Here is a 21,864-nt window from a genome sequence, read left to right on the forward strand (position 1 = left end):
CACCGAAAGGCAGCGGTGCCGGGCCCCTTCTGCGGGACGTTCAGCCTCTGTGGAGACGGCCGCCGTCAGTGCTTGCCGGCGAAAGCCTGCACGAGGCGCAGGGCGTCCAGCGTGCCCACACCGGTGGCCATGTCGTAGCCGTTGACGGCCTTGTAGCCCTTGACGCCCTGGTAGCTGTTGTCCGTGCCGTCGTTGACGTCGACGATGCCCGGGTTCTTGTGCTTCAGCAGGGTGTAGAGGGCCGGGTTGATGTCGCCCACGCGGTGGCCGGCCGCCTGGTCGGCGAGCGCGACGATGCCCGAGAACAGCGGGCTGGCCTCGCTGGTGCCGCCGGAGACGTCCCAGCCGGTGGCGGTCGGGTCGTAGCTGGAGTACACCCAGGCACCGCCGTTGACCGCGGCGGCCATCGAGATGTCCGGGGTGCCGCGGCGGGTGCCGACGACGTTCTTCACCCCGTCCTGGAAGGACGGGCGGGTGAACACGTGGGACTGGCCGCCGCCACCCGCGCCGTAGTCGTTGTAGACGCTGTCCGGCTTGACGCGCTCGCCCTTGTCGTTCAGGTGGAGCTGGGTGCCGCCGATGGAGGTGACCAGCGGGTCGGACGACGGCCAGGAGTTGACGGGCTTGTTGTAGTACGTCTTGCCGTCCGTCTTCAGGTCGGTGGCGCCGCCGTCACCGGAGGAGGCGAGCACGGTCACGTGCTTGCGCTGTGCCGCCTCGAAGGCGTACCGGAGCTTCTTGATGCTGGAGAAGTCGCCCTTGTCGAAGCCCGGGAAGGTGTTCTCCGTGGCGCCGAAGCTCTGGCTGATGACGTCGCCGACACCCTGGTCGATCAGGTGCTTCTCGGCGGACATCATCTCCGGCAGACCGGTGGTGCCCTCGGTCTCGGCGACCGCCGTCTCCACCAGGACGATCTTGGCGCCGGGCGCGACGGCGTGGGCCATCTCGACGTCCAGCGTGGTCTCGCCGGCCCAGCCCGTCATGTCGGAGTTCTTGGGGTCGAACTTCGGGACGTTGCCCCACTTGACGACCTTGACCTTGGTGCTGGGCAGCCCGAACTGCTTGCTGTAGACGTCCAGGTCGTGCTGGACGGTCGGGGACCCGAAGGAGTCGACGATGACGATCGTCCGCCCCTTGCCGGTGATGCCCTTCTTGTACAGCGGGTTGAGGTTGTACGCCGTCCTGTACTGGAGCGGGTTGTAGCAGTTGATGTGCCATTTCGCCTGGCACTGGGCGATGGGCAGGGGGCTGGCCACGCCGTGGACCAGGGTGTGCCCCGTGATGGCCGGCTGCGCGAAGGTGTGCGGTACGCCGGCGGGCGCGGCGGCGATGGTGGTGCCGGCCGAGGAAATGGTCGCCAGCCCTGCGGCGACGAGTGCGGCGGTGGCGGCGGACGCCGCGAGGCCGCGCCCGGTTCGGGCTATGTGCATGTGGTCCCCTGAGTGATCCGGAGACGTCCTGGACAGGACGAACCTGAGCAGGACGAAGTGGTCAGGCGCATCCCATCGGGTGAGTCATGGACAGATCAAGACTCAGGGCAGGACTCTTGAACCGCCGATGCCGAATCCTTTACCAGGGGACAGGAAACAGGGACAGGAAACAAGGGGCGGGAAACGTGAACGGCCGGTGCCCCCGCACAGTGGGCACCGGCCGTTCTGTTTCCGACCTGTCCGTGGCAGGTCAGAGCGCGAGGCCGGTCAGGACCAGCACGCGCTCGTAGGTGTAGTCCTCCATCGCGAACCGCACGCCTTCGCGGCCCACGCCGGACTGCTTGGCGCCGCCGTACGGCATCTGGTCGGCGCGGTAGGACGGGACGTCGCCGATCACCACGCCGCCGACCTCCAGGGCGCGGTGGGCGCGGAAGGCGACCTGCAGGTCATGGGTGAACACGCCCGCCTGGAGGCCGTACTTGGAGTTGTTGACCGCGGCGAAGGCCGCCGCCTCGCCGTCCACCTTCTGCACGGTGAGGACGGGCCCGAAGACCTCCTCGCAGGCGAGGGTGACGTCCGCCGGTACGTCGGTGAGGACGGTCGGCGCGTACGAGGCGCCGTCGCGGTCGCCGCCGGTGTGCAGCGTGGCGCCGGCCTCGACCGCCTCCTTCACCCAGGACTCCACACGCTTGGCCGCGTCCTCGCTGACCAGCGGGCCGACGTCCGTCTTGGCGTCGGACGGGTCACCGGTGACCTGGGCCTCGACGGCGGCGACGATACGCGGCAGCAGGCGGTCGTACACCGACGCGTCGGCGATCACGCGCTGCACGGAGATGCAGGACTGGCCGCCCTGGTAGTTGGAGAAGGTCGCGATGCGGGTTGCGGCCCAGTCCAGGTCGGCGTCGGAGGCGTAGTCGCCGAGGACGACCGCGGCTCCGTTGCCGCCCAGCTCCAGCGTGCAGTGCTTGCGCGGCACCGAGTCCATGATCGCGTAGCCGACCTTGTCGGAACCGGTGAAGGAGATGACCGGCAGGCGCTCGTCCTGGACCAGGGCGGGCATGCGGTCGTTGGACACCGGCAGGACCGACCAGGAACCTGCCGGCAGGTCGGTCTCGGCCAGCAGCTCGCCCAGGATCAGGCCGGAGAGCGGGGTGGCCGGGGCGGGCTTGAGCACGATCGGCGCGCCGACGGCGATCGCCGGGGCGACCTTGTGGGCGCACAGGTTCAGCGGGAAGTTGAACGGCGCGATGCCGAGCACGACACCCTTCGGGAAGCGGCGGGTCAGCGCCAGCCGGCCCTGGCCGCCGGCGTCGGTGTCCAGCCGCTGGGCCTCGCCGCCGTTGAACCGCCGGGCCTCCTCGGCGGCGAACCGGAACACGGAGACGGCACGGCCGACCTCGCCCCGGGCCCACTTGATGGGCTTGCCGTTCTCGGCGGAGATCAGCTGGGCGATCTCCTCGGTGCGCTCGGCCAGCCGCTTGCTGACGTGGTCGAGGGCGGCGGCGCGCACGTGGGCCGGGGTGGCGGCGAACTCGTCCCGCACGGCGTACGCGGCGGCCACGGCCTCCTCGACCTGGGCGTCGCTCGGCACGCTGACCTTGCCGACGAGCCGGCCGTCCCACGGGGAGGTGACGTCGAAGCTGTCCTCGCCGGTGACCTGGCGGCCGGCGAGCCAGAAGGCGTGGGTGGAAGTCATTGCGAGTCCCGGCCCTTCCGCGTTGGAGGTGTGCTTGGCTTTCGTGGTCCACGGTAGGGCGGGCCCGGCCGGGGGTCGCTTGTCCGAGTCGTAGCAGTAGCCGGGCCGCGCACTACTGTTTGGACTACTCGCCGCAGATCTGTTTCGACTATCTGTTTCGACTACTCGGGGCTGGTCGCCTTCAGCGCGAGCCACAGCTCCATGCGGACGTCGGGATCGTCCAGGGAACGCCCGAGGATCTCCTCGACCCGCCGCATCCGGTAGCGGAGCGTGTGCCGGTGCACCCCCAGGTCCGCGGCGGCGGCGTCCCACTGCCCGTGCCGCGACAGCCACGCCCGCAGCGAGGCGACCAGATCCCCCCGCCCCGTCGCGTCGTGCTCGTGCAGCGCCCGCAGCAACCCGTCGGCGAACGCCTTCACCGCGTCGTCGGCCAGCAACGGGAGCACGGACCCCGCGGCCAACTGCTCGTGCTCCACCAGCACCCGCCCCCGCCGCCGCGCCACCGACAGCGCCTGCTCGGCCTGCTTGTAGGCGGCCGCGGCGGCGATCGGCCCGGCCGGCGCGGACAGTCCGACCACCAGCTCCTCCTCGTCACCCCCGGCCTGCTCGGGCACCGCCCGCGCGGCCTCCAGCGCCGCCGTGTGACTCGTGCAGGCGGCCACCGCCGCGCCTCCGTCGGTGACGAGCACCACCAGCCGCTCCCCCTCGGGCACGACCAGCACGGCCTCGCCGGAGCGCGCGGCGGCCGACTCCACGCTCTCCGTCAGCCCGCCCAGCGGATCGCCGCCCGGGCCGGCGGTGGGTGCGGAGGCGTGCGCCCGAGCGGCGGATCCCGGCACCGACTCGGCGACGATCACCCGGAACGGCGCGTCGAGCAGGCCGCCGTACAGGTCCCCGGCGACGGCCCGGGCGTGGTCGGGCTCTCCGGCGAGGAGCATGCGCAGCACCGCCGTGCCGATGCGTTGCTCGGCCGCGTGCAGGGACCGGGAGCGTTCGGTGGTGAGGGTGAGCAGGGCGATGGCGGAGTGCACGGCGTAGCGTTCGGCGGTGCCGAGGGCCGCGGCGGTGCCCACGGCGAGTGCGGCGCGCGGCCGCCGTCCGGTGCCCAGGGAGTGCAGCTCGACCCGGTCCTCGTGCTCGGGTCCGCCGACGACGGACGACGCCGGCGCGGGCCGCTCCCGCAGCCGCTCGACATCCGCCGTCAGCCGGGCGGCGCGCCGCCCGGCCCACTCGGGCGCGGCGGCGACGACGGAGCCGGAGGCGTCGTACAGGGCGGCCCATCCGTCGACCTGCCCGGCGAGCGCGCCGAGCAGCCCCTCGGGGCCGGCGTTGAGGGCCTGCTTGGTCAGCTCACGCTGGGCGGCGAACCCTGCCGTGACGGCCCGGTACTGATCGGCGGCGATGGCGGCGGACACGGCCTTGCTGATGGCGAGGAAGGGGGTGCGGCGGGGGACCTCCAGCAGCGGCAGCCCCTCCTGCCGGCAGGCGTCGACGAGGGCCGCCGGGATGTCCTCGTAATTGACCCCGACGGCGAACCCGAGCCCCACGACACCGGCCCCGGCCAGCCGCTTCACATACCGCTGCATGGCCTCCGGGTCCTCGGCGTCCAGCTTGAGCGCGGTGATCAGCAGCAGCTCACCGCCCTCCATGTACGGCACGGGGTCGGCCAGCTCGCTGACGTGGGCCCAGCGCACGGGCACGTCGAGACGGTCCTCGCCCGCGCGCACGGTCAGCTTCAGCGCGGAGTGGTGGACGAGCGAGGCGAGGGTGGGGGGCATGGGGCCTTCAGGTGACGGGATCCGCGGTCCATCCGGATGGGATCATTTGGCCGATCCGTATGAACGACCTACACCGATTCTGCCTCACCGTAACGATCCCCCGCCGCCGTTCACCCCCTCAGATCCACCAACAACGGCGGCGCGTGCTCCCCCCGCACACTCGTCAACGACACCACCGCATGCCCCGCGGGCACCCCATGAGCCAACTCGGACGCCGACCAACGCTCACGTTCCACCTGCCGGACGGTGACGGCCTCGGTCGTCACCGCCTTGCCGGTCACCAGCTTGCGCAGGGCATGGATGGCGCGTGTCATCGGCTGGTCCGCGAAGACGGTGTGCCGGGCCACGTCCCGGGTCTCCACCCACTGAGTGCCCCAGGCGTCCGCGAACCTGCCGCCGTCCCATGTGGTCACCCCGGAGAACGCCATATGGCAGCCGACGGCCGCGTACAGCGGCCCGTGCAGCGCCTCAGGTACATCGCCGACCGTGCGCAGGGCGAGCACCACGCCCGCGTTGCGGGAGCGCAGGCGCTGGATACGGCGGACGGACTCGGCGGTCACCGCGCCGGTGGCATCGTCCAGGACGAGGCAGGTGAAGTGGGTCCGTTCACCTGCCGAGGCCACCGCGCCGAACTGAGCGAGGAGCAGCCGGGTGACGATCCGGGACGCCTCCTCGTGTCCGCGGTCGGGCAGGTCGATACGGACGCGCAACGGATGATGGGCGACGGCGCGCAACGAGAACGGCCGGGCGCTTGCGCCGTCCCCGCCGAAGAACTCGGCGAACGCCGGCCGGTCCAGTACGGCGAGCCGGTCGGCCAGGACCGGCCCGGGATCGCCGGCGCTGCCCGACTGGCGGGCACGCGCCTCGAGTTCGCGGCGCATCACGGCGTGCTGGTCCCCGGCGAGCGCGTCACGCAGCGCGGCCAGGGCCGAGGAATCGCCTTCGAGGAGCTCCCGCAACACGGGCAGGGTCGGAAAGCGTCCGTAGGCCGCCCGGTATGGGCCGAGGAGCTGGGCGAGCGCGGTGACCGAGCGCTGACCGCTCACGGTGTCCAGGTCGCCCGCCAGCCCCTCCGCCAGGAAGGCGGCCGCCTCGTCGGGGTCGTCGGAGTCCGCGTACGGGTCGAGGTCGTGCACGGACCCCGGGTCGCCGAGGCGTACGACCACGTCGTAGGCCGAGTCGGGTCCCAGCGGGGTGCCGGCCGCGCACACAGCCACGACGGCGCACTGTCCGGCCAGTGCCTGCAGGCCGAGCGTCTCCACGACGGGCCGGATCAGGTGGCGTGTCTTGCCGGAGCCCGAGGGTCCGACGGCGAGCAGCGAGGTGCCCAGGGTGTCCGGCGCGAGTGCCGCGCCGGCGCCGCCGTAGGCGAGCGGGGTGCGTTCTCCCGCCACCCACTGCCCGATGCGCACCTGCCCGGCGAGCAGATCATGCCGCGCGGCCCGGCCAGGCAGGTCGCGGTCCCCGGAGGGGTGGGTCCAGGCGGCGGCGCCCTCGCGCAGGACGGTGTCGGTGAAGGAGGACAGTCGGGCCCGGGCACGCGCCACGGCCCACATGTGGCCGACCCTGGCGCAGTCCACGTCGTTCATCCGGCCGGCCTCGACCTCGGCGGCCAGCACGTCCGCGGCCCCGTGCTGACCGGCCTCACGCAGTTCGGGCCACTGCGACGGCCGCCGGTCCACGGCCGGTTCCGCGGCCGCGGCCGTCCTGGCCCGCGCCCGCGCGCCGAGCGCCTCCTTCGCGAGGGGCCACCAGCCGCCGATCCGGGCGAACGGCCACAGCACCAGCAGGCTGATGAGCGTGTACAGCCCGTCCGTGAGCAGCTTCGACGCGAACACGCCGTAGTCGCCGCCGTTGAGCAGGACGATCAGGGAGAACAGCGGATCCTGGACGGGCAGGGCGTCCCAGCCGAGACCGAACCAGCTCGGGAAGACGAAGGCCAGCGCGATCAGCGCGCCGAGAGCCGCGACGAGGGCGCGAGCGGGTTGTTCGCGCCGGGTGACGAAGTGCCGGATGACGTCGGACCAGCTGCCCAGGCGCGCCATGGCGTAGACGAGGATCGCAAAGAAGACACCGTCGGCGACCGTCTTGACCTCGTGACCCTGGTAGCCCTTCGGTGATGTGGTGCCGGGCCACCACCAGTCGCCGGGAGTGAGCAGCTTGAGGATGGTCCACTGGTAAGGGAGGCCGCCGTGCCGCCACAGTGACCACAGAAGCAGTCCCGCGGCCAGGGGGACGACGAAGCCGACGATGGTGACCGGGGCCAGGCGCTGTCCCTGGCGTGCGGTCGCGGGCCGGCGGTAGCCGAAGCGCCAGATACCGGGCTCGACGGACGGGCGCGGCTCGTCGAGCCATTCGGCGAGGGGCGAGCGGGGATGCCGTGGATCGGGGGCGTACCCCGGCTGGGCGGCCGTCGGCGGCACACCGGGTGGCATCGGTGGCATGGGTGGTGTGGCGCTGTCCTCGCGTGGTGCCGCTGGGCGGGGTACAGGATTCGCATGCGTGCCGCGTGCGTCGCGCGTGCCGTCGCTGTCCATCGCCCTTGCCCCCTGACCAGCCGTTCCGTCCACCATCAGCGAGCAATCTAACGCCCCGGCAAGGGGAGTTCACCGCTTACGCGGCCGAGAGCACCCGCCGACCGGGCGTGCCCCGGCCACGCGGCTATGTCCATCACGGACAACCGGGGTGACCGACAACGCCCACATGGAGCATGCCCACCCCCCGCCCCCGGCCCTAGCCTGCGAAGAAAGAGTAGGTAAGCGGCCGAAAACTCACCGCCCGGGACTGTCCGGGACACCAGATCAGACCGCTCGGTACGCAAGATCATCAGGAGCCCCCATGACCGCACTTCCGCAGGAGCGCCGCGTCGTCACCGCCATCCCCGGCCCGAAGTCGCAGGAGCTGCAGGCCCGCCGTACCGCCGCGGTCGCGCAGGGCGTGGGCTCCGTGCTGCCGGTCTTCACCCAGCGCGCGGGCGGCGGGATCATCGAGGACGTCGACGGCAACCGGCTCATCGACTTCGGGTCCGGTATCGCCGTGACCTCCGTCGGTGCCTCCGCCGAGGCCGTCGTCCGGCGCGCGAGCGCCCAGCTCGCCGACTTCACCCACACCTGTTTCATGGTCACCCCGTACGAGGGGTACGTGGAGGTCGCGGAGGCGCTCGCCGAGCTGACGCCCGGTGACCACGCCAAGAAGTCCGCGCTGTTCAACTCCGGCGCCGAGGCCGTCGAGAACGCCGTCAAGATCGCGCGTGCCTACACCAAGCGGCAGGCGGTGGTCGTGTTCGACCACGGGTACCACGGCCGGACCAACCTGACCATGGCGCTCACCGCCAAGAACATGCCGTACAAGCACGGGTTCGGGCCGTTCGCGCCCGAGGTGTACCGGGTGCCGGTGGCGTACGCGTACCGCTGGCCGACCGGGCCGGAGAACGCCGGTCCCGAGGCCGCCGCGCAGGCCATCGACCAGATCACCAAGCAGGTCGGCCCGGACAACGTGGCCGCGATCATCATCGAGCCGGTGCTCGGTGAGGGCGGCTTCATCGAGCCGGCCAAGGGCTTCCTCCCGGCGATCCGGCAGTTCGCCGCCGACAACGGGATCGTCTTCGTCGCCGACGAGATCCAGAGCGGCTTCTGCCGGACCGGACAGTGGTTCGCGTGCGAGGACGAGGGGATCGTTCCCGACCTGATCACGACCGCCAAGGGCATCGCCGGTGGGCTTCCGCTCGCCGCCGTGACCGGGCGCGCCGAGATCATGGACGCCGCGCACGCCGGTGGCCTCGGTGGTACGTACGGCGGTAACCCCGTCGCCTGCGCGGGTGCGCTCGGCGCCATCGAGACCATGAAGGAGCTCGACCTCAACGGCAAGGCCAAGCGCATCGAGGAGATCATGAAGGGTCGCCTCACCGCCATGGCCGAGAAGTTCGACGTCATCGGTGACGTGCGTGGGCGCGGCGCGATGATCGCCATCGAGCTGGTCAAGGACCGCACCACCAAGGAGCCGAACCCGGAGGCCACCGCCGCCCTCGCCAAGGCCTGCCACGCCGAGGGTCTGCTGGTCCTGACCTGCGGCACCTACGGCAACGTGCTGCGCTTCCTGCCCCCGCTGGTGATCGGCGAGGACCTCCTGAACGAGGGTCTCGACATCATCGAGCAGGCCTTCGCCCGCATCTGAGGCCGCGCCTCCGAGCGACTGGTCCGCCCCTCTGAGCGGTACCTGCGGCAGGCCGTGTGAAGAAGGTGTGCGAGGTGGATGGCGGGAGCCGATTCCGTCTGCCCAAGCGGCCCGGGCTGCCGTAGGTTCTAACCAGATGAGAGATACACCCCGCCCACAGGGGACTGTGGGCGATCTCAGGCCGGGGCCTCCCCAGCTTCGACCTGGTCGTGCCCTCGCGCACACAACCGGCGCCTGACGGCTCCGGGATCTCCTCACCGATCGGACGGTCGCCGCCCCAAACCCCCCGGGGCGCGCGACGTTCCGATCCGGACGGCCGCCTCGGAACGCCCCCCCTGTTCCGGGGCGGCCGACCTCCTTCCTTCTTCCGTGAACACCGGTCCGTGAACATCGAAGGGCCCCGACCGCTCCTGCCGAGTGGTCGGGGCCCCTTCGCATGGGCTCGTGACTCCGGAATGGAACCGGCACGAAACTGCAGAATTTCATCCTGCAGGACCATGTGACACGCTCAGGAAACGGAAGCGGACCTGCGAAGCTGGGCACCGTGTCGTCCTCAACCCGCCGCTGCCTGCTCCTCGGTGTCCCGGCCGTCCTCCTCGTCCTGATCACCTGGCAGGTCGTCAGCCACGGCCCGCTGCTGCACCCGGACGCCCGGCTCAGCCGGGCCCTCGTCCACCCGGACCGGTTCTCCGGGCTGCTCTCCCATCTGGGGGACATCCAGGTCGCGGGCCTGGTCCTCGTCACCACGCTCGGCCACGTCGCCGGCCGGGGCCGCACGGCCGGTACGGCGCGGTGGTGGCTGCCGCCCGCCGCGGCAGCCGTCGCGATGGCGCTGGTCCCGGCGATCGTCGTACCGCTCAAGGACTGGACCGCGCGGCCGGGGACCCCCGTGGTGCCCCCGACCGTCGGCTATTTCCCCTCCGGGCACACGGCCACGGCGGCGGTCGCCTACGGCTCCGCGACCCTGCTGCTGCTCCCCTGGCTCCGGTCGGCCGTCACCCGCCGGCTCCTGGTGGCCGGCTGCACGCTGCTGGTCCTCGGGGTGTCGTACGGCCTGGTCCGCCACGGCTATCACTGGCCGCTGGACGTGGTGGCCAGCTGGTGCCTGTCCACCGTGCTGCTGACCACCCTGAGCCTGGTCGTCAGCCGAAGTACGCGTCGAAGGTGTTCTGGAACTCCCAGTTCGAGTAGCGGTCCCAGTTCACCGACCACGTCATCAGACCGCGCAGCGCGGGCCAGGTCCCATGAGTCGGATAGGAGCCGCAGTTCGTCCTCTTCGTCAGGCAGTCCAGAGTCCTGGTGACCTCGGAGGGGGCCACATAGCCGTTGCCCGCGTTCGTGGACGCCGGCATGCCGATCGCCACCTGGTCGGGGCGCAGCGGCGGGAAGACGTTGTTCGAGTCGCCCGCGACCGGGAAGCCGGTGAGCAGCATGTCGGTCATGGCGATGTGGAAGTCGGCGCCGCCCATGGAGTGGTACTGGTTGTCCAGGCCCATGATCGGCCCGGAGTTGTAGTCCTGGACGTGCAGCAGCGTGAGGTCGTCGCGCAGCGCGTAGATGACCGGGAGGTACGCCCCGCAGCGCGGGTCCTGACCGCCCCACTTGCCGGTGCCGTAGTACTGGTAGCCCATCTGCACGAAGAACGTCTCCGGTGCCATCGAGAGCACGAACTTCGACCCGTACTTCGCCCTCAGGGTCTTCAGGGCGGAGATGAGGTTGACGATCGCGGGGGTCGTCGGGTTCTTGAAGTCGGTGTCGCTCGTGTCCAGGGACAAGGAGTGGCCCTCGAAGTCGATGTCGAGGCCGTCGAGGCCGTAGGTGTCGATGATGTTCGAGACCGAGGAGACGAAGGTGTCCCGGGCGGCGGTGGTCGTGAGCTGGACCTGGCCGTTCTGGCCGCCGATCGAGATCAGCACCTTCTTGCCGGCCGCCTGCTTGGCCTTGATCGCGGCCTTGAAGTCGGCGTCGCTCTCCACGTTCGGGCACTCGGTGACCGGGCAGCGGTGGAAGCGGATGTCTCCCGAGGTGGGCGAGGTGGGTTCACCGAAGGCCAGGTCGACGACGTTCCAGCTGTCGGGTACGTCGGCCAGGCGGGTGTAGCCGGAGCCGTTGGCGAAGCTCGCGTGCAGGTAGCCGACGAGGGCGTGGGTGGGCAGGTCGGCGGAGCCGCCGGTGCCGGTGCCCGCGCTGGTGGTGGCGGTGACGACGGCGGACTTCGCGGACTCACCGGCGTCGTTGCTCGCGGTGACCTGGAAGCCGTACGCGGTCGAACCGGACAGCCCGGTCACGGTGGCCGAAGTGCCGCTCGCCGTCTGGGACTTGGTCCCGTCGCGGTAGACGGTGTAGCTCGTGGCGCCGCTGACCGCCGACCAGGACAGGGTCACGGAGGACGAGGTGACCGCGGTGGTCTTCAGGCCGGTGGGCGCATTGGGCGGCTGTCCGGCGCCGCTGCCGCCTGGCCCGACGAGGGAGATGTCGTCGGCGTAGTACGTGCCCGTCCCGTACCAGCCGTGCGTGTAGACGGTGACCCGCGTGGTGGTCGCGCCGGTGGTGAAGGTGGTGGTCAGCTTCTGCCAGTCGGGGGCGGACTGGGTCCAGGTGGAGACGTCGGTGGTGCCGGTGCCGTTCGCGCCGAGGTAGACATACGAGCCACGGACGTAACCGGACAGCGTGTACTGCGCGTTGGGCTGGACGGTCACCGTCTGCGTGCACTGGGCGTCGTCACTGCCGGCCGGGGTCGCCCGCAGCGCGGAACTGCCGCTGTGCACGGGCGAGTCGACCGTCGTACCCGCCGTGCAGGTCCAGCCGTCGAGACCGGACTCGAATCCGCCGTTCCGGGCGATGTCCGCGTCGGCCGCGCGGGCGGCCGACGAGAGCGCGGTGATGCCGGGCACGGTCAGCAGGGCGGCCGTGAGCAGGGCGAGGACGGATCTGGGACGTCGTGCGCGCGGGGGGCGCGGGCCGCGTAGGGCAAGGGGGGCGCGTTCCACAAGGACCTCCGGTTCGGGGGGCGTTGGAGGGTGGAGCGCACTCAACTTGGTCCAGACCAATCCCGTTGTCAAGGTTTCCGGACGCCATCCGTCCCCGTCCCCTCCCCCGGCCAGCCATGCCGCCGCCTCGTGCATCGCCGGCTCCCGCAGCGCGGGGTCGGTCAGCGTGCCCGAGCATCCGGCGGCACCAGTCGGCGCACGCCACGGGTCGCCCGGCCGGAATACGGCACGACGATCCAGGTGCCGGATCCGGCGGTGCGGACGCCGGTGCCGATCCAGCGGGCCGCGGTGCCGGGCGGCACGAAGAACCCGACCCGGTCGTCGCCGAAGTCGACGAGTACCGGGCCGGGCCGGTCGAGCACACGGGTGAGCACGTCCAGGGTCGAATGACCGAGGCCGCCCGGCAGCATCTGCAAGTCCCAGGCCCGGCCGGCGGGTCGCAGCACGACCCCGAGGGGACTGCGCTCCCATTCCCAGCGGCAGGCAGCGGGGTCCGGTGGGACGGATGCCAGCCATTCGACAACCGTCTTCGCCCCAGTCATGAGAAGGCCTCCCTCTCTCTCGGAGCTCAGCGGCGCACAGCCCCCGACGGTGTGACGCCTGGAGACGGCCGGTACGACGGCATGGCGATGCACCCCCTCCCCGTGAGCGACGGCGTTCCCCCGGTCGCAGAGTGATGGGCGCGAGAGAGACGGGTCTGGTCAGGTACCCGTCACGCGCGGAGTGAGGCCAATGACGATCAGGGATGGCTGATTTACGACACCCAGCTGCTTCGAGCCACCGCGATCTTGCCTGGCGCACTCACGACACTCGCAGGGCACCTGCTCCCCCACCAGGGCGTCCGCTGCTGGTTCAAGTGGCCCGAGCACGATGCAGGGTGCCTCCTCCACGTCCGGAGAAGGCACCCTGCATGCTCTGAGCGCCGGCTTGCGGTCCGGGATCACCTACCGTCGGCCGGCATGTCAGTGGTGGTGTCAGCCGCGGTGGCCACGGTCGTGGCCCCAGGAGACGCCGTCGACGAAGCGGCCGCGGTCGTTGCGCAGGGCCGCGGTGTCACTGCAACGGCCTAGTCGTAGTTCGGGCCCCAGTCGTACACCCAGTAGTAGCAGTGGTGATCGTGGTCCCAGTAGTAGTGCCAGTGGTCGTGGTGCTCCCAGTGGTCCCCGTCGTGGTCGTCCCAGTAGTCCCCGTCGTGATGGTCGTGCCGGGGAGTCATGGAGACCGCGGACGCCGGGTGCATCGGCGCCGCCGTGGCGGCCGCCGCCGGCAGCATGACGCCTCCGGCGACGACGGCGGCGGAGGCCACCGCCGTCGCCAGGCCGGCCAGGCGGCGCCTGGACCGGCTGTCGTCGTGCTTGCGGGTGACGCGAGTGATGAGACTCATGATCTTCTCCTGCTGATCCGGTGTGTCGAAGTCGGTGCCTCCCGGTGAGGCCCGTGCTTCCAGTACGCCGGATCGCGGGAGCCGGGTCATGCTCCGTAATCTCGGGGCTTGACGCAGCCATGAGGACCGGGTAGAAGCCAGGCCTGCCTCAGCTGTCGAAGCCCAGCCCCAGCCGGTCCATCGTCCGCAGCCACAGATTGCGGCGGCCACCGTGCGCGTCCGCGCGGGCCAGGGACCACTTGGTGAGGGCGATCCCGGTCCAGGCGAACGGCTCGGGCGGGAACGGCAGCGGCTTCTTGCGGACCATCTCCAGCTCGGTCCGCTCGGTGCGCTCCCCGTCCAGCAGGTCGAGCATCACGTCCGCGCCGAAGCGGGTCGCGCCGACGCCCAGGCCGGTGTACCCGGCCGCGTACGCGACCTTCCCCTGGTGCGCCGTGCCGAAGAAAGCCGAGAAGCGCGAGCAGGTGTCGATCGCGCCGCCCCAGGCGTGGGTGAAGCGGACGCCCTCCAGCTGCGGGAAGCAGGTGAAGAAGTGGCCGGCGAGCTTGGCGTACGTCTCCGGCCGGTCGTCGTACTCGGCGCGCACCCGGCCGCCGTAATGGTGGATCGCGTCGTAGCCGCCCCACAGGATGCGGTTGTCGGCGGAGAGGCGGAAGTAGTGGAACTGGTTGGCCGAGTCGCCGAGTCCCTGCCGGTTCTTCCAGCCGATCGACTCCAGTTGCGCGTCGCTCAGCGGCTCGGTCATCAGCGCGTAGTCGTAGACCGGGACGGTGTAGGAGCGCACGCGGCGCAGCAGACTGGGGAAAATGTTGGTGCCGAGCGCGACCCTGCGGGCGCGGACCGCGCCGTACGGCGTGCGTACGGCCATGCCGGCGCCGTACGGCTTCAGGGTCAGTGCGGGCGTGTGCTCGTACACCCGCACCCCGAGCTTCAGGCACGCCTTCTTCAGGCCCCAGGCCAGCTTCGCCGGGTGCAGCATCGCCACGCCCCGGCGGTCCCACAGGCCGGCCTCGAAGGTGGGCGAGTTCACCTGCTCGCGCACGGCGTCGGCGTCCAGGAACTCGATGCCGTCCGCGAGCCCCTTCTCCGCCAGCTCCCGGTGCCAGTCCTTCAGTTCCCAGGCCTGGTAGGTCTCGGTGGCGACGTCGATCTCGCCGGTGCGCTCGAAGTCGCAGTCGATGCCGTGCCGGGCGAGCGCGGCCTCGATCTCGTCGAGGTTGCGCCGGCCCAGCTCCTCCAGTTTCTGGATCTCGTAGGGCCAGCGGGTGAGGCCGTTGGGCAGGCCGTGGGTGAGGGAGGCGGCACAGAAACCGCCGTTGCGGCCGGAGGCGGCCCAGCCCACCTCGCGGCCTTCCAGCAGGACCACGTCGCGCTGCGGGTCGCGCTCCTTGGCGTTCAGCGCGGTCCACAGCCCGCTGTAGCCGCCGCCGACGACCAGCAGGTCGCAGGTGTCGGTGCCGGTGAGGGCGGGCTCCGCGGGTGGCTTGCCGGGGTCTTCCAGCCAGTACGGGACCGGCTGGGCTTCGGAGAGAGAGGCGATCCAGTTGTCTTTGCCACGACTCATGGCGCTTGGGGCCATGATTTCAACTCCCTACAGAGGCCTATGCCTTTTGCTTGTTACGGCTGTTGCCGACGAGCATCGAGAACAGCGTGATGAGGACGGCGACGAGGAACATGGCCGTACCGATGACATTGATCTGGACGGGCGTGCCGCGCTGCGCCGAACCCCACACGAACATCGGGAAGGTGACGGTCGAGCCGGCGTTGAAGTTCGTGATGATGAAGTCGTCGAAGGACAGCGCGAACGACAGCAGCGCACCCGCGGCGATGCCCGGTGCCGCGATGGGCAGGGTGACCCGCAGGAAGGTCTGCACGGGGCCGGCGTACAGGTCCCGGGCGGCCTCCTCCAGGCGCGGGTCCATCGACATCACACGCGCCTTGACCGCGGTGACGACGAAGCTGAGGCAGAACATGATGTGGGCGATGAGGATCGTCCAGAATCCCAACTGAGCACCCATGTTGAGGAACAGGGTGAGCAGCGAGGCGGCCATGACGACCTCGGGCATCGCCATCGGCAGGAAGATCAGCGAGTTGACGGCGCCGCGGGCCCGGAAGCGGTACCGGACCAGCGCGAAGGCGATCATCGTGCCGAGCAGGGTGGCGCCGACCGTCGCCCACACGGCGATCTGGAGGCTGATGGACAGCGAGCCGCACATGTCGGCGACGCCGCACGGCTGCTTCCAGGCGTCCAGGGAGAACTGCTGCCACTGGTAGTTGAAGCGCCCCTTCGGCTTGTTGAAGGAGAACACCGTCACGATGACGTTGGGCAGCAGCAGGTACGCGAGTGTCAGGGTTCCCGCGATGACGACGAGATGGCGCTTGAGCCAGTTGACGAAGGGCATTTAGACCAGGTCCTCCGTCCCGGACCGGCGGATGTAGATCGTGACCATGGCCAGGATGGCGGCCATGAGGATGAAGGACAGCGCCGCGGCGGTCGGGTAGTCCAGGATCCGCAGGAACTGCGTCTGGATGACGTTGCCGATCATGCGGGTGTCGGTGGAGCCGAGCAGTTCGGAGTTGACGTAGTCGCCGGCCGCCGGGATGAAGGTCAGCAGCGTGCCGGAGACCACGCCCGGCATCGACAGCGGGAAGGTGACCTTGCGGAAGGTGGTCCAGGGCTTGGCGTACAGGTCGCCGGCCGCCTCGTGCAGCCGTCCGTCGATCCGCTCCAGCGAGGTGTACAGCGGCAGGATCATGAACGGCAGGAAGTTGTACGTCAGTCCGCACACCACCGCGAGCGGTGTGGCGAGGACGCGGTCGCCGGCCGTCCAGCCGAGCCAGCCGGTGAGGTCCAGCAGGTGCAGCGAGTTCAGGGTGTGCACCACCGGGCCGTTGTCGGCGAGGATCGTCTTCCAGGCCAGGGTGCGGATCAGGAAGCTGGTGAAGAACGGCGCGATCACCAGGACCATGATCAGGTTCCGCCAGCGGCCCGCGCGGAACGCGATCAGATAGGCCAGCGGGTAGCCGAGCAGCAGGCACAGGACCGTGGCGCCGGCCGCGTAGAAGACGGACCGCAGGAACTGCGGCCAGTACTCGCTGAACGCGTCCCAGTAGGTGGCGAAGTGCCAGGTGACCTTGTAGCCCTGCTCCAGGGAGCCCTGCTGCACGGAGGTGGAGGCCTGGTAGATCATCGGCAGCGCGAAGAAGACGATCAGCCAGAGGATGCCGGGCAGCAGCAGCCAGTACGGGGTGAACCGGCCGCGCTTGCGCGGGGGCTTCTGCTCCGGTGCGGTGGGCGCGAGGGGCGGTGGCGCCTCGGCTTCGGTGAGCGTCGTCATCAGGCGGCCGCCTCTTCCTCGGTGCCCGCGTCGATGTCCTGGGTGGCGTCCAGGCCGAAGGTGTGTGCCGGGCTCCAGTGCAGGACGACGTCGGCGCCGGGCACGAGCCGGCCGTCGCGCTCGACGTTCTGGACGTACACCGAGAGTTCGTCGCAGACCGGGCTGTCGATCACGTACTGGGTGGAGACGCCGATGAAGCTCGCGTCGGCTATCTTGCCGGTCAGCCGGTTGCGGCCCTCGGGGATGTCCCCCGCGTCGTCGGCGTGCGTGAGGGAGATCTTCTCCGGGCGGATGCCGACCAGCACCTTGCCGCCGGCCGTCGCCGGGGCCGAACACCGCGCCATGGGCAGCACCAGCTTGCCGTCGCCCGCCTTGAGCACGATGTCGTCGCCGTTCTTCGTGTCGACCTCGGCCTCGATGAGGTTGGAGGTGCCGAGGAAGTTGGCGACGAAGGTGGTGTTCGGGTTCTCGTACAGGTCGGTCGGGGAGCCGAGTTGCTCGACTCGGCCCGCGTTCATCACGGCGACCGTGTCGGCCATGGTCATGGCCTCCTCCTGGTCGTGCGTGACATGGACGAAGGTGATGCCGACCTCGGTCTGGATGCGCTTGAGCTCCAGCTGCATCTGGCGGCGCAGCTTGAGGTCGAGGGCGCCGAGCGGCTCGTCGAGGAGGAGCACCTTGGGGTGGTTGATGAGGGCGCGGGCGACGGCGACACGCTGCTGCTGGCCGCCCGAGAGCTGGTGCGGTTTCTTGCGCGCCTGCTCGCCGAGCTGGACCAGCTCCAGCATCTCCTCGACCTGCTTCTTCACGCTCTTGATGCCGCGCCGGCGCAGGCCGAAGGCGACGTTCTCGAAGATGTCGAGGTGCGGGAAGAGGGCGTAGGACTGGAAGACCGTGTTCACCGGCCGTTTGTACGACGGCAGATGGGTCACTTCCTGGTCGCCGAGGTGCACGGTGCCGGAGGAAGGTTCCTCCAGGCCGGCGATCATGCGCAGGGTGGTGGTCTTGCCGCAACCGGAGGCGCCCAGCAGGGCGAAGAAGGAGCCCTGCGGCACGGTCAGGTCCAGCGGGTGTACGGCGGTGAAGGCGCCGTAGGTCTTGGAGATACCGGAGAGGCGGACGTCGCCGCTGTTGTCTGGTGTCGTCATCGTCGTCGTCACGCCCCTGTGAGCTTCGAGAACTTCTGCTGGTAGGCCGTCTCTTCCTTCTGCGTCAGCGCGCGGAAGGCATGGGACCTCGCCTGCATGGCCTTGTCGGGAAGGATCAGCGGGTTGCTCGCCGCCGATTTGTCGATCTTCGCAAGATAGGGCTGCACTCCCCCGACGGGGCTCACGTAGTTGACGTACGCGGCGAGCTCGGCGGCCGGCTCGGGCTCGTAGAAGAAGTCGATGAGCCGCTCGGCGTTCGTCTTGTGGCGCGCCTTGTTGGGGATCAGCATGTTGTCGGTCGACGTCATGTAGCCGCTCTCGGGGATGACGTAGCCGACGTCCGGGTTGTCCGCCTGGAGCTGGACGATGTCGCCGCCCCAGGCCACACACGCGGCGAAGTCGCCCTTGGTGAGGTCCGAGGTGTAGTCGTTGCCGGTGAAACGGCGGATCTGGCCCTTGTCGACGGCCTTCTGCAGGCGGGCGATCACCGCGTCGTAGTCGTCGTCGGTGAACTTCGCCGGGTCCTTGCCCATGTCGAGCATGGTCATGCCGATGCTGTCGCGCATCTCGGTCAGGAAGCCGACGCGGCCCTTGAGCTTGGGATTGTCGAGCAGGTCGGAGACCGACTTCACCTCGATGCCGTCAAGCGCCTTCTTGTTGTAGGCGATGACGGTCGAGATGCCCTGCCAGGGGTAGGAGTACGCCCGGCCCGGGTCCCAGTCGGGGGCGCGGAACTGGTCCGACAGGTTGGCGAAGGCGTGCGGCAGGTTGGCCGGGTCCAGTTTCTGGACGTACCCGAGGCGGATCATGCGGGCGGCCAGCCAGTCGGTGAGCACGACGAGGTCACGGCCGGTGTCCTGGCCGGCCGCGAGCTCCGGCTGGATCTTGCCGAAGAACTCGTCGTTGTCGTTGATGTCCTCGGTGTACTTGACCTGGATGCCGGTCCGCTTGGCGAAGGCGTCGAGCGTGGGGTGCCGCTTCGTCTTGTCGTCCACGTCGATGTACTCGGGCCAGTTGGAGAAGTTGACGACCTTCTCCGTGGCCGAGTGGTCGTCGGCGGACACGCCTCCTTGGGTCTTCGTCGCCGCGGGGATGCCGCAGGCGCTCAGCGCCCCGAGTCCGCCGACCGTGAGCGCGCCGCCCGCGGAGGCGCGCAACAGCGACCGGCGGGTCATCGCGGCCCGGCCATTGCGGAAGCTGCGCCGTATGGCGGCCAGTTCGACCGGTGTGAAGCGGTCGGGCTCGTACTGCTCCATGCGCATGGTGCCCTTTCGGGAGGAATGGGTGGTCGGCCTGGTCGAGGGCCGGAACGTCACACCCGGCGGCGGCCGGCTCCTGCTGATGTCCGGTTGCTACCGGTCCCCGAAGATCGTGCGGTGCCAGTCCTTCCTGGCCACCGCGGTGTTGTCGAACATTACGTGCTTGACCTGCGTGTACTCCTCGAAGGAGTACGCCGACATGTCCTTGCCGAAGCCGGATGCCTTGTATCCCCCGTGCGGCATCTCGCTGATGATCGGGATGTGGTCGTTGATCCACACACAGCCCGCCTTGATCTCCCGGGTGGCCCGGCCCGCGCGGTACACGTTGGTGCTCCACGCGGAGGCCGCGAGGCCGTACGGGGTGTCGTTGGCCAGCCGGATGCCCTCGTCGTCGCTGTCGAAGGGCAGGACGACCAGGACCGGGCCGAAGATCTCGGACTGGACGATCTCGCTGTCCTGGGCGGCGTCCGCGATCAGGGTCGGCCGGTAGTAGGCGCCCTGCTCCAGGTCGCCCTTCGGGGCCTCGCCGCCGGTCACCACGCGCGCGTAGGCGCGCGCCCGGTCCACGAAGCCGGCGACCCGGTCCCGCTGGACGTGCGAGATGAGCGGCCCGAGGTCGGTGCCGGGTGCGAAGGGATCGCCGAGCCGCACGCTCTCCATCAGGGCGGCGGTCTGCTCCACGAAGGCCTCGTACAGCGGCCGCTGCACGTACGCGCGCGTGGCGGCAGTGCAGTCCTGCCCGGTGTTGATGAGCGCACCGGCGACGGCACCGTGGACGGCGGCCTCCAGATCGGCGTCGTCGAAGACGACGAAGGGAGCCTTGCCGCCCAACTCCAGGTGGATGCGCTTGACGGTGGCGGTGGCCACCTCGGCGACACGCCTGCCGACGGCGGTGGACCCGGTGAAGGAGGTCATGGCGACATGCGGGTGGCCGACCAGGTGCTCCCCCGCCTCCCTCCCGGTCCCGGTCACGATGTTGACGACACCGTCGGGGAGGCCGGCGTCCGTGGCGGCCTGGGCGAACAGCAGCGAGGTGAGCGGGGTCAGCTCGGCGGGCTTCAGCACGATGGTGTTGCCGGCGGCGATCGCCGGGAGGATCTTCCAGGCGGCCATCTGGAGGGGGTAGTTCCAGGGCGCGATCGACCCGACGACACCGATCGGCTCGCGCCGGACGTACGACGTGTGGTCCCCGGAGTACTCACCGGCGGACTGCCCCTGCAGGTGCCGGGCGGCGCCCGCGAAGAAGGCGGTGTTGTCGATGGTCCCCGGCACGTCGAACTCACGGGTGAGCTTCAGCGGCTTGCCGCACTGCAGGGACTCGGCGCGGGCGAAATCCTCCGCGCGGTCGGCGAGCACGGCGGCGAACCTGTGCAGGGCGTCGGAGCGCTCGCCTGGCGTGGCCGAGGCCCAGCCGGGGAAGGCCTCGCGCGCGGCGGCGACGGCCGCGTCGACGTCGTCGGTGCCGGCCAGCTCGTAGGTGTACACCTCCGCGCCGGTGGCGGGGTCGACCACGGTGTGGGTGCGGCCCGAGGTGCCCTTCGTCGGCCGGCCCGCGATGAACTGCGCGCCCTCGGCGAATCGCTCCTCGGCGGGGAATCGTTCCGGGGTGGCGGTGCCCGGGTTGTGCATGTCGCTCTCCTCCGCCGTTTCGCCCCGTCCCGGGGGGTGGGTGGCGTAGCTCCAGCTCGATTTGAGTGCCGATCCTGACAGAGCAATAGGACTCCAACAAGTGATTCCGTTGTTGCCTTTTGGTTACGCGACGGAATCTGTCGACCAGGTGTCGAGTCAGGACGGAAAAGGGCGGACGGAGTGTCAGTGGTGCGTGCCAGACTCGCGTGCATGGGAAAGATCGACGGGGTGGAATCCCTGATCAGAGAGGTCCGGGCGGGGTCTCGGATCAAGTACCTCCACTTCTGGGGGCACCGGCCGAGGCCGGACGGCAGGCTCGGGGCGAGCTGTCTGAGCCAGTGGTGGTCCTCACCGTTCGTGGTGGACGGGGTCGAGTACGCGACGGCCGAGCACTGGATGATGGCCGGCAAGGCGCGGCTGTTCGGGGACGCGGAGGCGGAGCGCCGGGTGCTCGCCGCGGGACATCCCGCCGAGGCGAAGAAGGCGGGGCGGCTGGTCCGGGGTTTCGACGACGCGGTGTGGGAGCGGGAGCGCTTCCGGATCGTGGTCGAGGGCAGCGTGCACAAGTTCGCGTCGGACGACGATCTGCGCGGGTTCCTGCTGGGCACGGGCGACCGGGTGCTGGTGGAGGCGAGCCCGGTGGACCGTATATGGGGCATCGGCCTCGCGGCGGACGACGAGGCGGCCTCGGACCCGGAGCGCTGGCGGGGGCCGAACCTGCTGGGCTTCGCGCTGATGGAGGCACGCGAGCGGTTGTCGGGGACCGGGGTGTGACGGGGGCCGGGGCGCTGCAGCGGACTGGGGCATGAAGGAGGCCAGGGCGCTGCGGGGGGCTGGGGTCCTGCTGCGGGCTTGAGCGCTGCAGCTAGCCGGGGCCCGCTGCGGGCCGGAGCCTTGTGGTGGGCCTGGTCTGAGGGGGTCAGGGCCCTGCGACTGGCCGGGGCCGTGCGTTGGACCTGAGCGCTGGAGTGGGCGGGGCCGTACGTCGGGCCTGAGCGCTGCGACGGGCCAGGGGCCAGCTGCGGGCCGGGGTCCGAGG

14 protein-coding genes and 2 pseudogenes are annotated in these 21,864 nt (G+C 70.4%); 3 read left to right on the forward strand and 13 right to left on the reverse strand.

Going from position 1 to position 21,864, the window contains the following annotated elements; genetic code table 11:
• Positions 1 to 65: 65 nt before the first annotated feature.
• From ACZ5NH_RS22015 to ACZ5NH_RS22030, 4 genes are all read right to left on the reverse strand, one after another.
• Positions 66 to 1,430, reverse strand: a complete 1,365-nt coding sequence (locus tag ACZ5NH_RS22015; protein WP_468777490.1) for a S53 family peptidase — start codon at positions 1,428 to 1,430, stop codon at positions 66 to 68.
• 250 nt (positions 1,431 to 1,680) lie between these two features.
• The gene (locus tag ACZ5NH_RS22020; RefSeq protein ID WP_451557851.1) at positions 1,681 to 3,126 is read right to left on the reverse strand and encodes an aldehyde dehydrogenase family protein; all 1,446 of its coding nucleotides are present in this window, start codon (positions 3,124 to 3,126) and stop codon (positions 1,681 to 1,683) included.
• Positions 3,127 to 3,287: 161 nt separating this feature from the next.
• Positions 3,288 to 4,904, reverse strand: coding sequence for a PucR family transcriptional regulator (locus ACZ5NH_RS22025; protein ID WP_468777492.1), 1,617 nt, complete (start codon positions 4,902 to 4,904; stop codon positions 3,288 to 3,290).
• Positions 4,905 to 5,014: 110 nt separating this feature from the next.
• Positions 5,015 to 7,441: an ATP/GTP-binding protein gene (locus tag ACZ5NH_RS22030; protein ID WP_468777494.1), complete on the reverse strand. Its 2,427-nt coding sequence runs from the start codon at positions 7,439 to 7,441 to the stop codon at positions 5,015 to 5,017.
• A 301-nt stretch (positions 7,442 to 7,742) separates the two neighbouring features.
• Here ACZ5NH_RS22030 and gabT point away from each other — a divergent pair, with 301 nt between their 5' ends.
• Together gabT and ACZ5NH_RS22040 are read left to right on the forward strand one after the other, a co-directional pair.
• Positions 7,743 to 9,077: a 4-aminobutyrate--2-oxoglutarate transaminase gene (gene gabT / locus ACZ5NH_RS22035; protein WP_388627882.1), complete on the forward strand. Its 1,335-nt coding sequence runs from the start codon at positions 7,743 to 7,745 to the stop codon at positions 9,075 to 9,077.
• Between the two features lie 826 nt (positions 9,078 to 9,903).
• A pseudogene (locus ACZ5NH_RS22040) lies at positions 9,904 to 10,170 on the forward strand (phosphatase PAP2 family protein); the annotation flags it as partial.
• A 49-nt stretch (positions 10,171 to 10,219) separates the two neighbouring features.
• On the opposite strand, the gene ACZ5NH_RS22045 reads toward ACZ5NH_RS22040, so the two are convergent.
• The 9 genes and pseudogenes from ACZ5NH_RS22045 to ACZ5NH_RS22085 form a co-directional block, all read right to left on the reverse strand.
• The gene (locus ACZ5NH_RS22045) at positions 10,220 to 12,067 is read right to left on the reverse strand and encodes a chitinase (protein WP_468777759.1); all 1,848 of its coding nucleotides are present in this window, start codon (positions 12,065 to 12,067) and stop codon (positions 10,220 to 10,222) included.
• 96 nt (positions 12,068 to 12,163) lie between these two features.
• Positions 12,164 to 12,609, reverse strand: a pseudogene (locus ACZ5NH_RS22050) (hypothetical protein); the annotation flags it as partial.
• A 524-nt stretch (positions 12,610 to 13,133) separates the two neighbouring features.
• Positions 13,134 to 13,451, reverse strand: a complete 318-nt coding sequence (locus tag ACZ5NH_RS22055; RefSeq protein WP_388627888.1) for a hypothetical protein — start codon at positions 13,449 to 13,451, stop codon at positions 13,134 to 13,136.
• Between the two features lie 148 nt (positions 13,452 to 13,599).
• Positions 13,600 to 15,030 carry an NAD(P)/FAD-dependent oxidoreductase gene (locus tag ACZ5NH_RS22060; protein WP_468777496.1) on the reverse strand — a complete coding sequence of 477 codons (1,431 nt, stop codon included), beginning with the start codon at positions 15,028 to 15,030 and terminating at the stop codon, positions 13,600 to 13,602.
• Between the two features lie 22 nt (positions 15,031 to 15,052).
• On the reverse strand, positions 15,053 to 15,853 hold the full coding sequence (locus tag ACZ5NH_RS22065; protein ID WP_388627893.1) for an ABC transporter permease: 801 nt from the start codon (positions 15,851 to 15,853) through the stop codon (positions 15,053 to 15,055).
• On the reverse strand, positions 15,854 to 16,789 hold the full coding sequence (locus ACZ5NH_RS22070) for an ABC transporter permease (protein WP_451555935.1): 936 nt from the start codon (positions 16,787 to 16,789) through the stop codon (positions 15,854 to 15,856).
• Positions 16,789 to 17,937 carry an ABC transporter ATP-binding protein gene (locus ACZ5NH_RS22075; protein WP_468777498.1) on the reverse strand — a complete coding sequence of 383 codons (1,149 nt, stop codon included), beginning with the start codon at positions 17,935 to 17,937 and terminating at the stop codon, positions 16,789 to 16,791. The genes ACZ5NH_RS22070 and ACZ5NH_RS22075 overlap by 1 nt, the downstream gene beginning before the upstream one ends.
• An 8-nt stretch (positions 17,938 to 17,945) precedes the next feature.
• Positions 17,946 to 19,193 carry an ABC transporter substrate-binding protein gene (locus ACZ5NH_RS22080; RefSeq protein WP_468777499.1) on the reverse strand — a complete coding sequence of 416 codons (1,248 nt, stop codon included), beginning with the start codon at positions 19,191 to 19,193 and terminating at the stop codon, positions 17,946 to 17,948.
• Between the two features lie 96 nt (positions 19,194 to 19,289).
• On the reverse strand, positions 19,290 to 20,825 hold the full coding sequence (locus ACZ5NH_RS22085; protein ID WP_468777501.1) for a gamma-aminobutyraldehyde dehydrogenase: 1,536 nt from the start codon (positions 20,823 to 20,825) through the stop codon (positions 19,290 to 19,292).
• Positions 20,826 to 21,035: 210 nt separating this feature from the next.
• On the opposite strand from ACZ5NH_RS22085, the gene ACZ5NH_RS22090 reads away from it, so the two are divergent.
• Positions 21,036 to 21,599 (forward strand): NADAR family protein, encoded by a 564-nt coding sequence (locus ACZ5NH_RS22090; RefSeq protein ID WP_468777503.1) that lies wholly within the window; start codon positions 21,036 to 21,038, stop codon positions 21,597 to 21,599.
• Positions 21,600 to 21,864 lie beyond the last annotated feature (265 nt).

This window comes from Streptomyces sp. NPDC031426, assembly GCF_055581585.1.

Coding starts and splice junctions, on each gene's coding strand:
- ACZ5NH_RS22015 (WP_468777490.1), bottom strand. CDS start 1,430: ATGCACATAGCCCGAACCGGGCGCGGCCTCGCGGCGTCCGCCGCCACC.
- ACZ5NH_RS22085 (WP_468777501.1), bottom strand. CDS start 20,825: ATGCACAACCCGGGCACCGCCACCCCGGAACGATTCCCCGCCGAGGAG.
- ACZ5NH_RS22090 (WP_468777503.1), top strand. CDS start 21,036: ATGGGAAAGATCGACGGGGTGGAATCCCTGATCAGAGAGGTCCGGGCG.
- ACZ5NH_RS22070 (WP_451555935.1), bottom strand. CDS start 16,789: ATGACGACGCTCACCGAAGCCGAGGCGCCACCGCCCCTCGCGCCCACC.
- ACZ5NH_RS22020 (WP_451557851.1), bottom strand. CDS start 3,126: ATGACTTCCACCCACGCCTTCTGGCTCGCCGGCCGCCAGGTCACCGGC.
- ACZ5NH_RS22080 (WP_468777499.1), bottom strand. CDS start 19,193: ATGGAGCAGTACGAGCCCGACCGCTTCACACCGGTCGAACTGGCCGCC.
- ACZ5NH_RS22075 (WP_468777498.1), bottom strand. CDS start 17,937: ATGACGACACCAGACAACAGCGGCGACGTCCGCCTCTCCGGTATCTCC.
- ACZ5NH_RS22025 (WP_468777492.1), bottom strand. CDS start 4,904: ATGCCCCCCACCCTCGCCTCGCTCGTCCACCACTCCGCGCTGAAGCTG.
- ACZ5NH_RS22065 (WP_388627893.1), bottom strand. CDS start 15,853: ATGCCCTTCGTCAACTGGCTCAAGCGCCATCTCGTCGTCATCGCGGGA.
- ACZ5NH_RS22030 (WP_468777494.1), bottom strand. CDS start 7,441: ATGGACAGCGACGGCACGCGCGACGCACGCGGCACGCATGCGAATCCT.
- ACZ5NH_RS22055 (WP_388627888.1), bottom strand. CDS start 13,451: ATGAGTCTCATCACTCGCGTCACCCGCAAGCACGACGACAGCCGGTCC.
- ACZ5NH_RS22060 (WP_468777496.1), bottom strand. CDS start 15,030: ATGGCCCCAAGCGCCATGAGTCGTGGCAAAGACAACTGGATCGCCTCT.
- gabT (WP_388627882.1), top strand. CDS start 7,743: ATGACCGCACTTCCGCAGGAGCGCCGCGTCGTCACCGCCATCCCCGGC.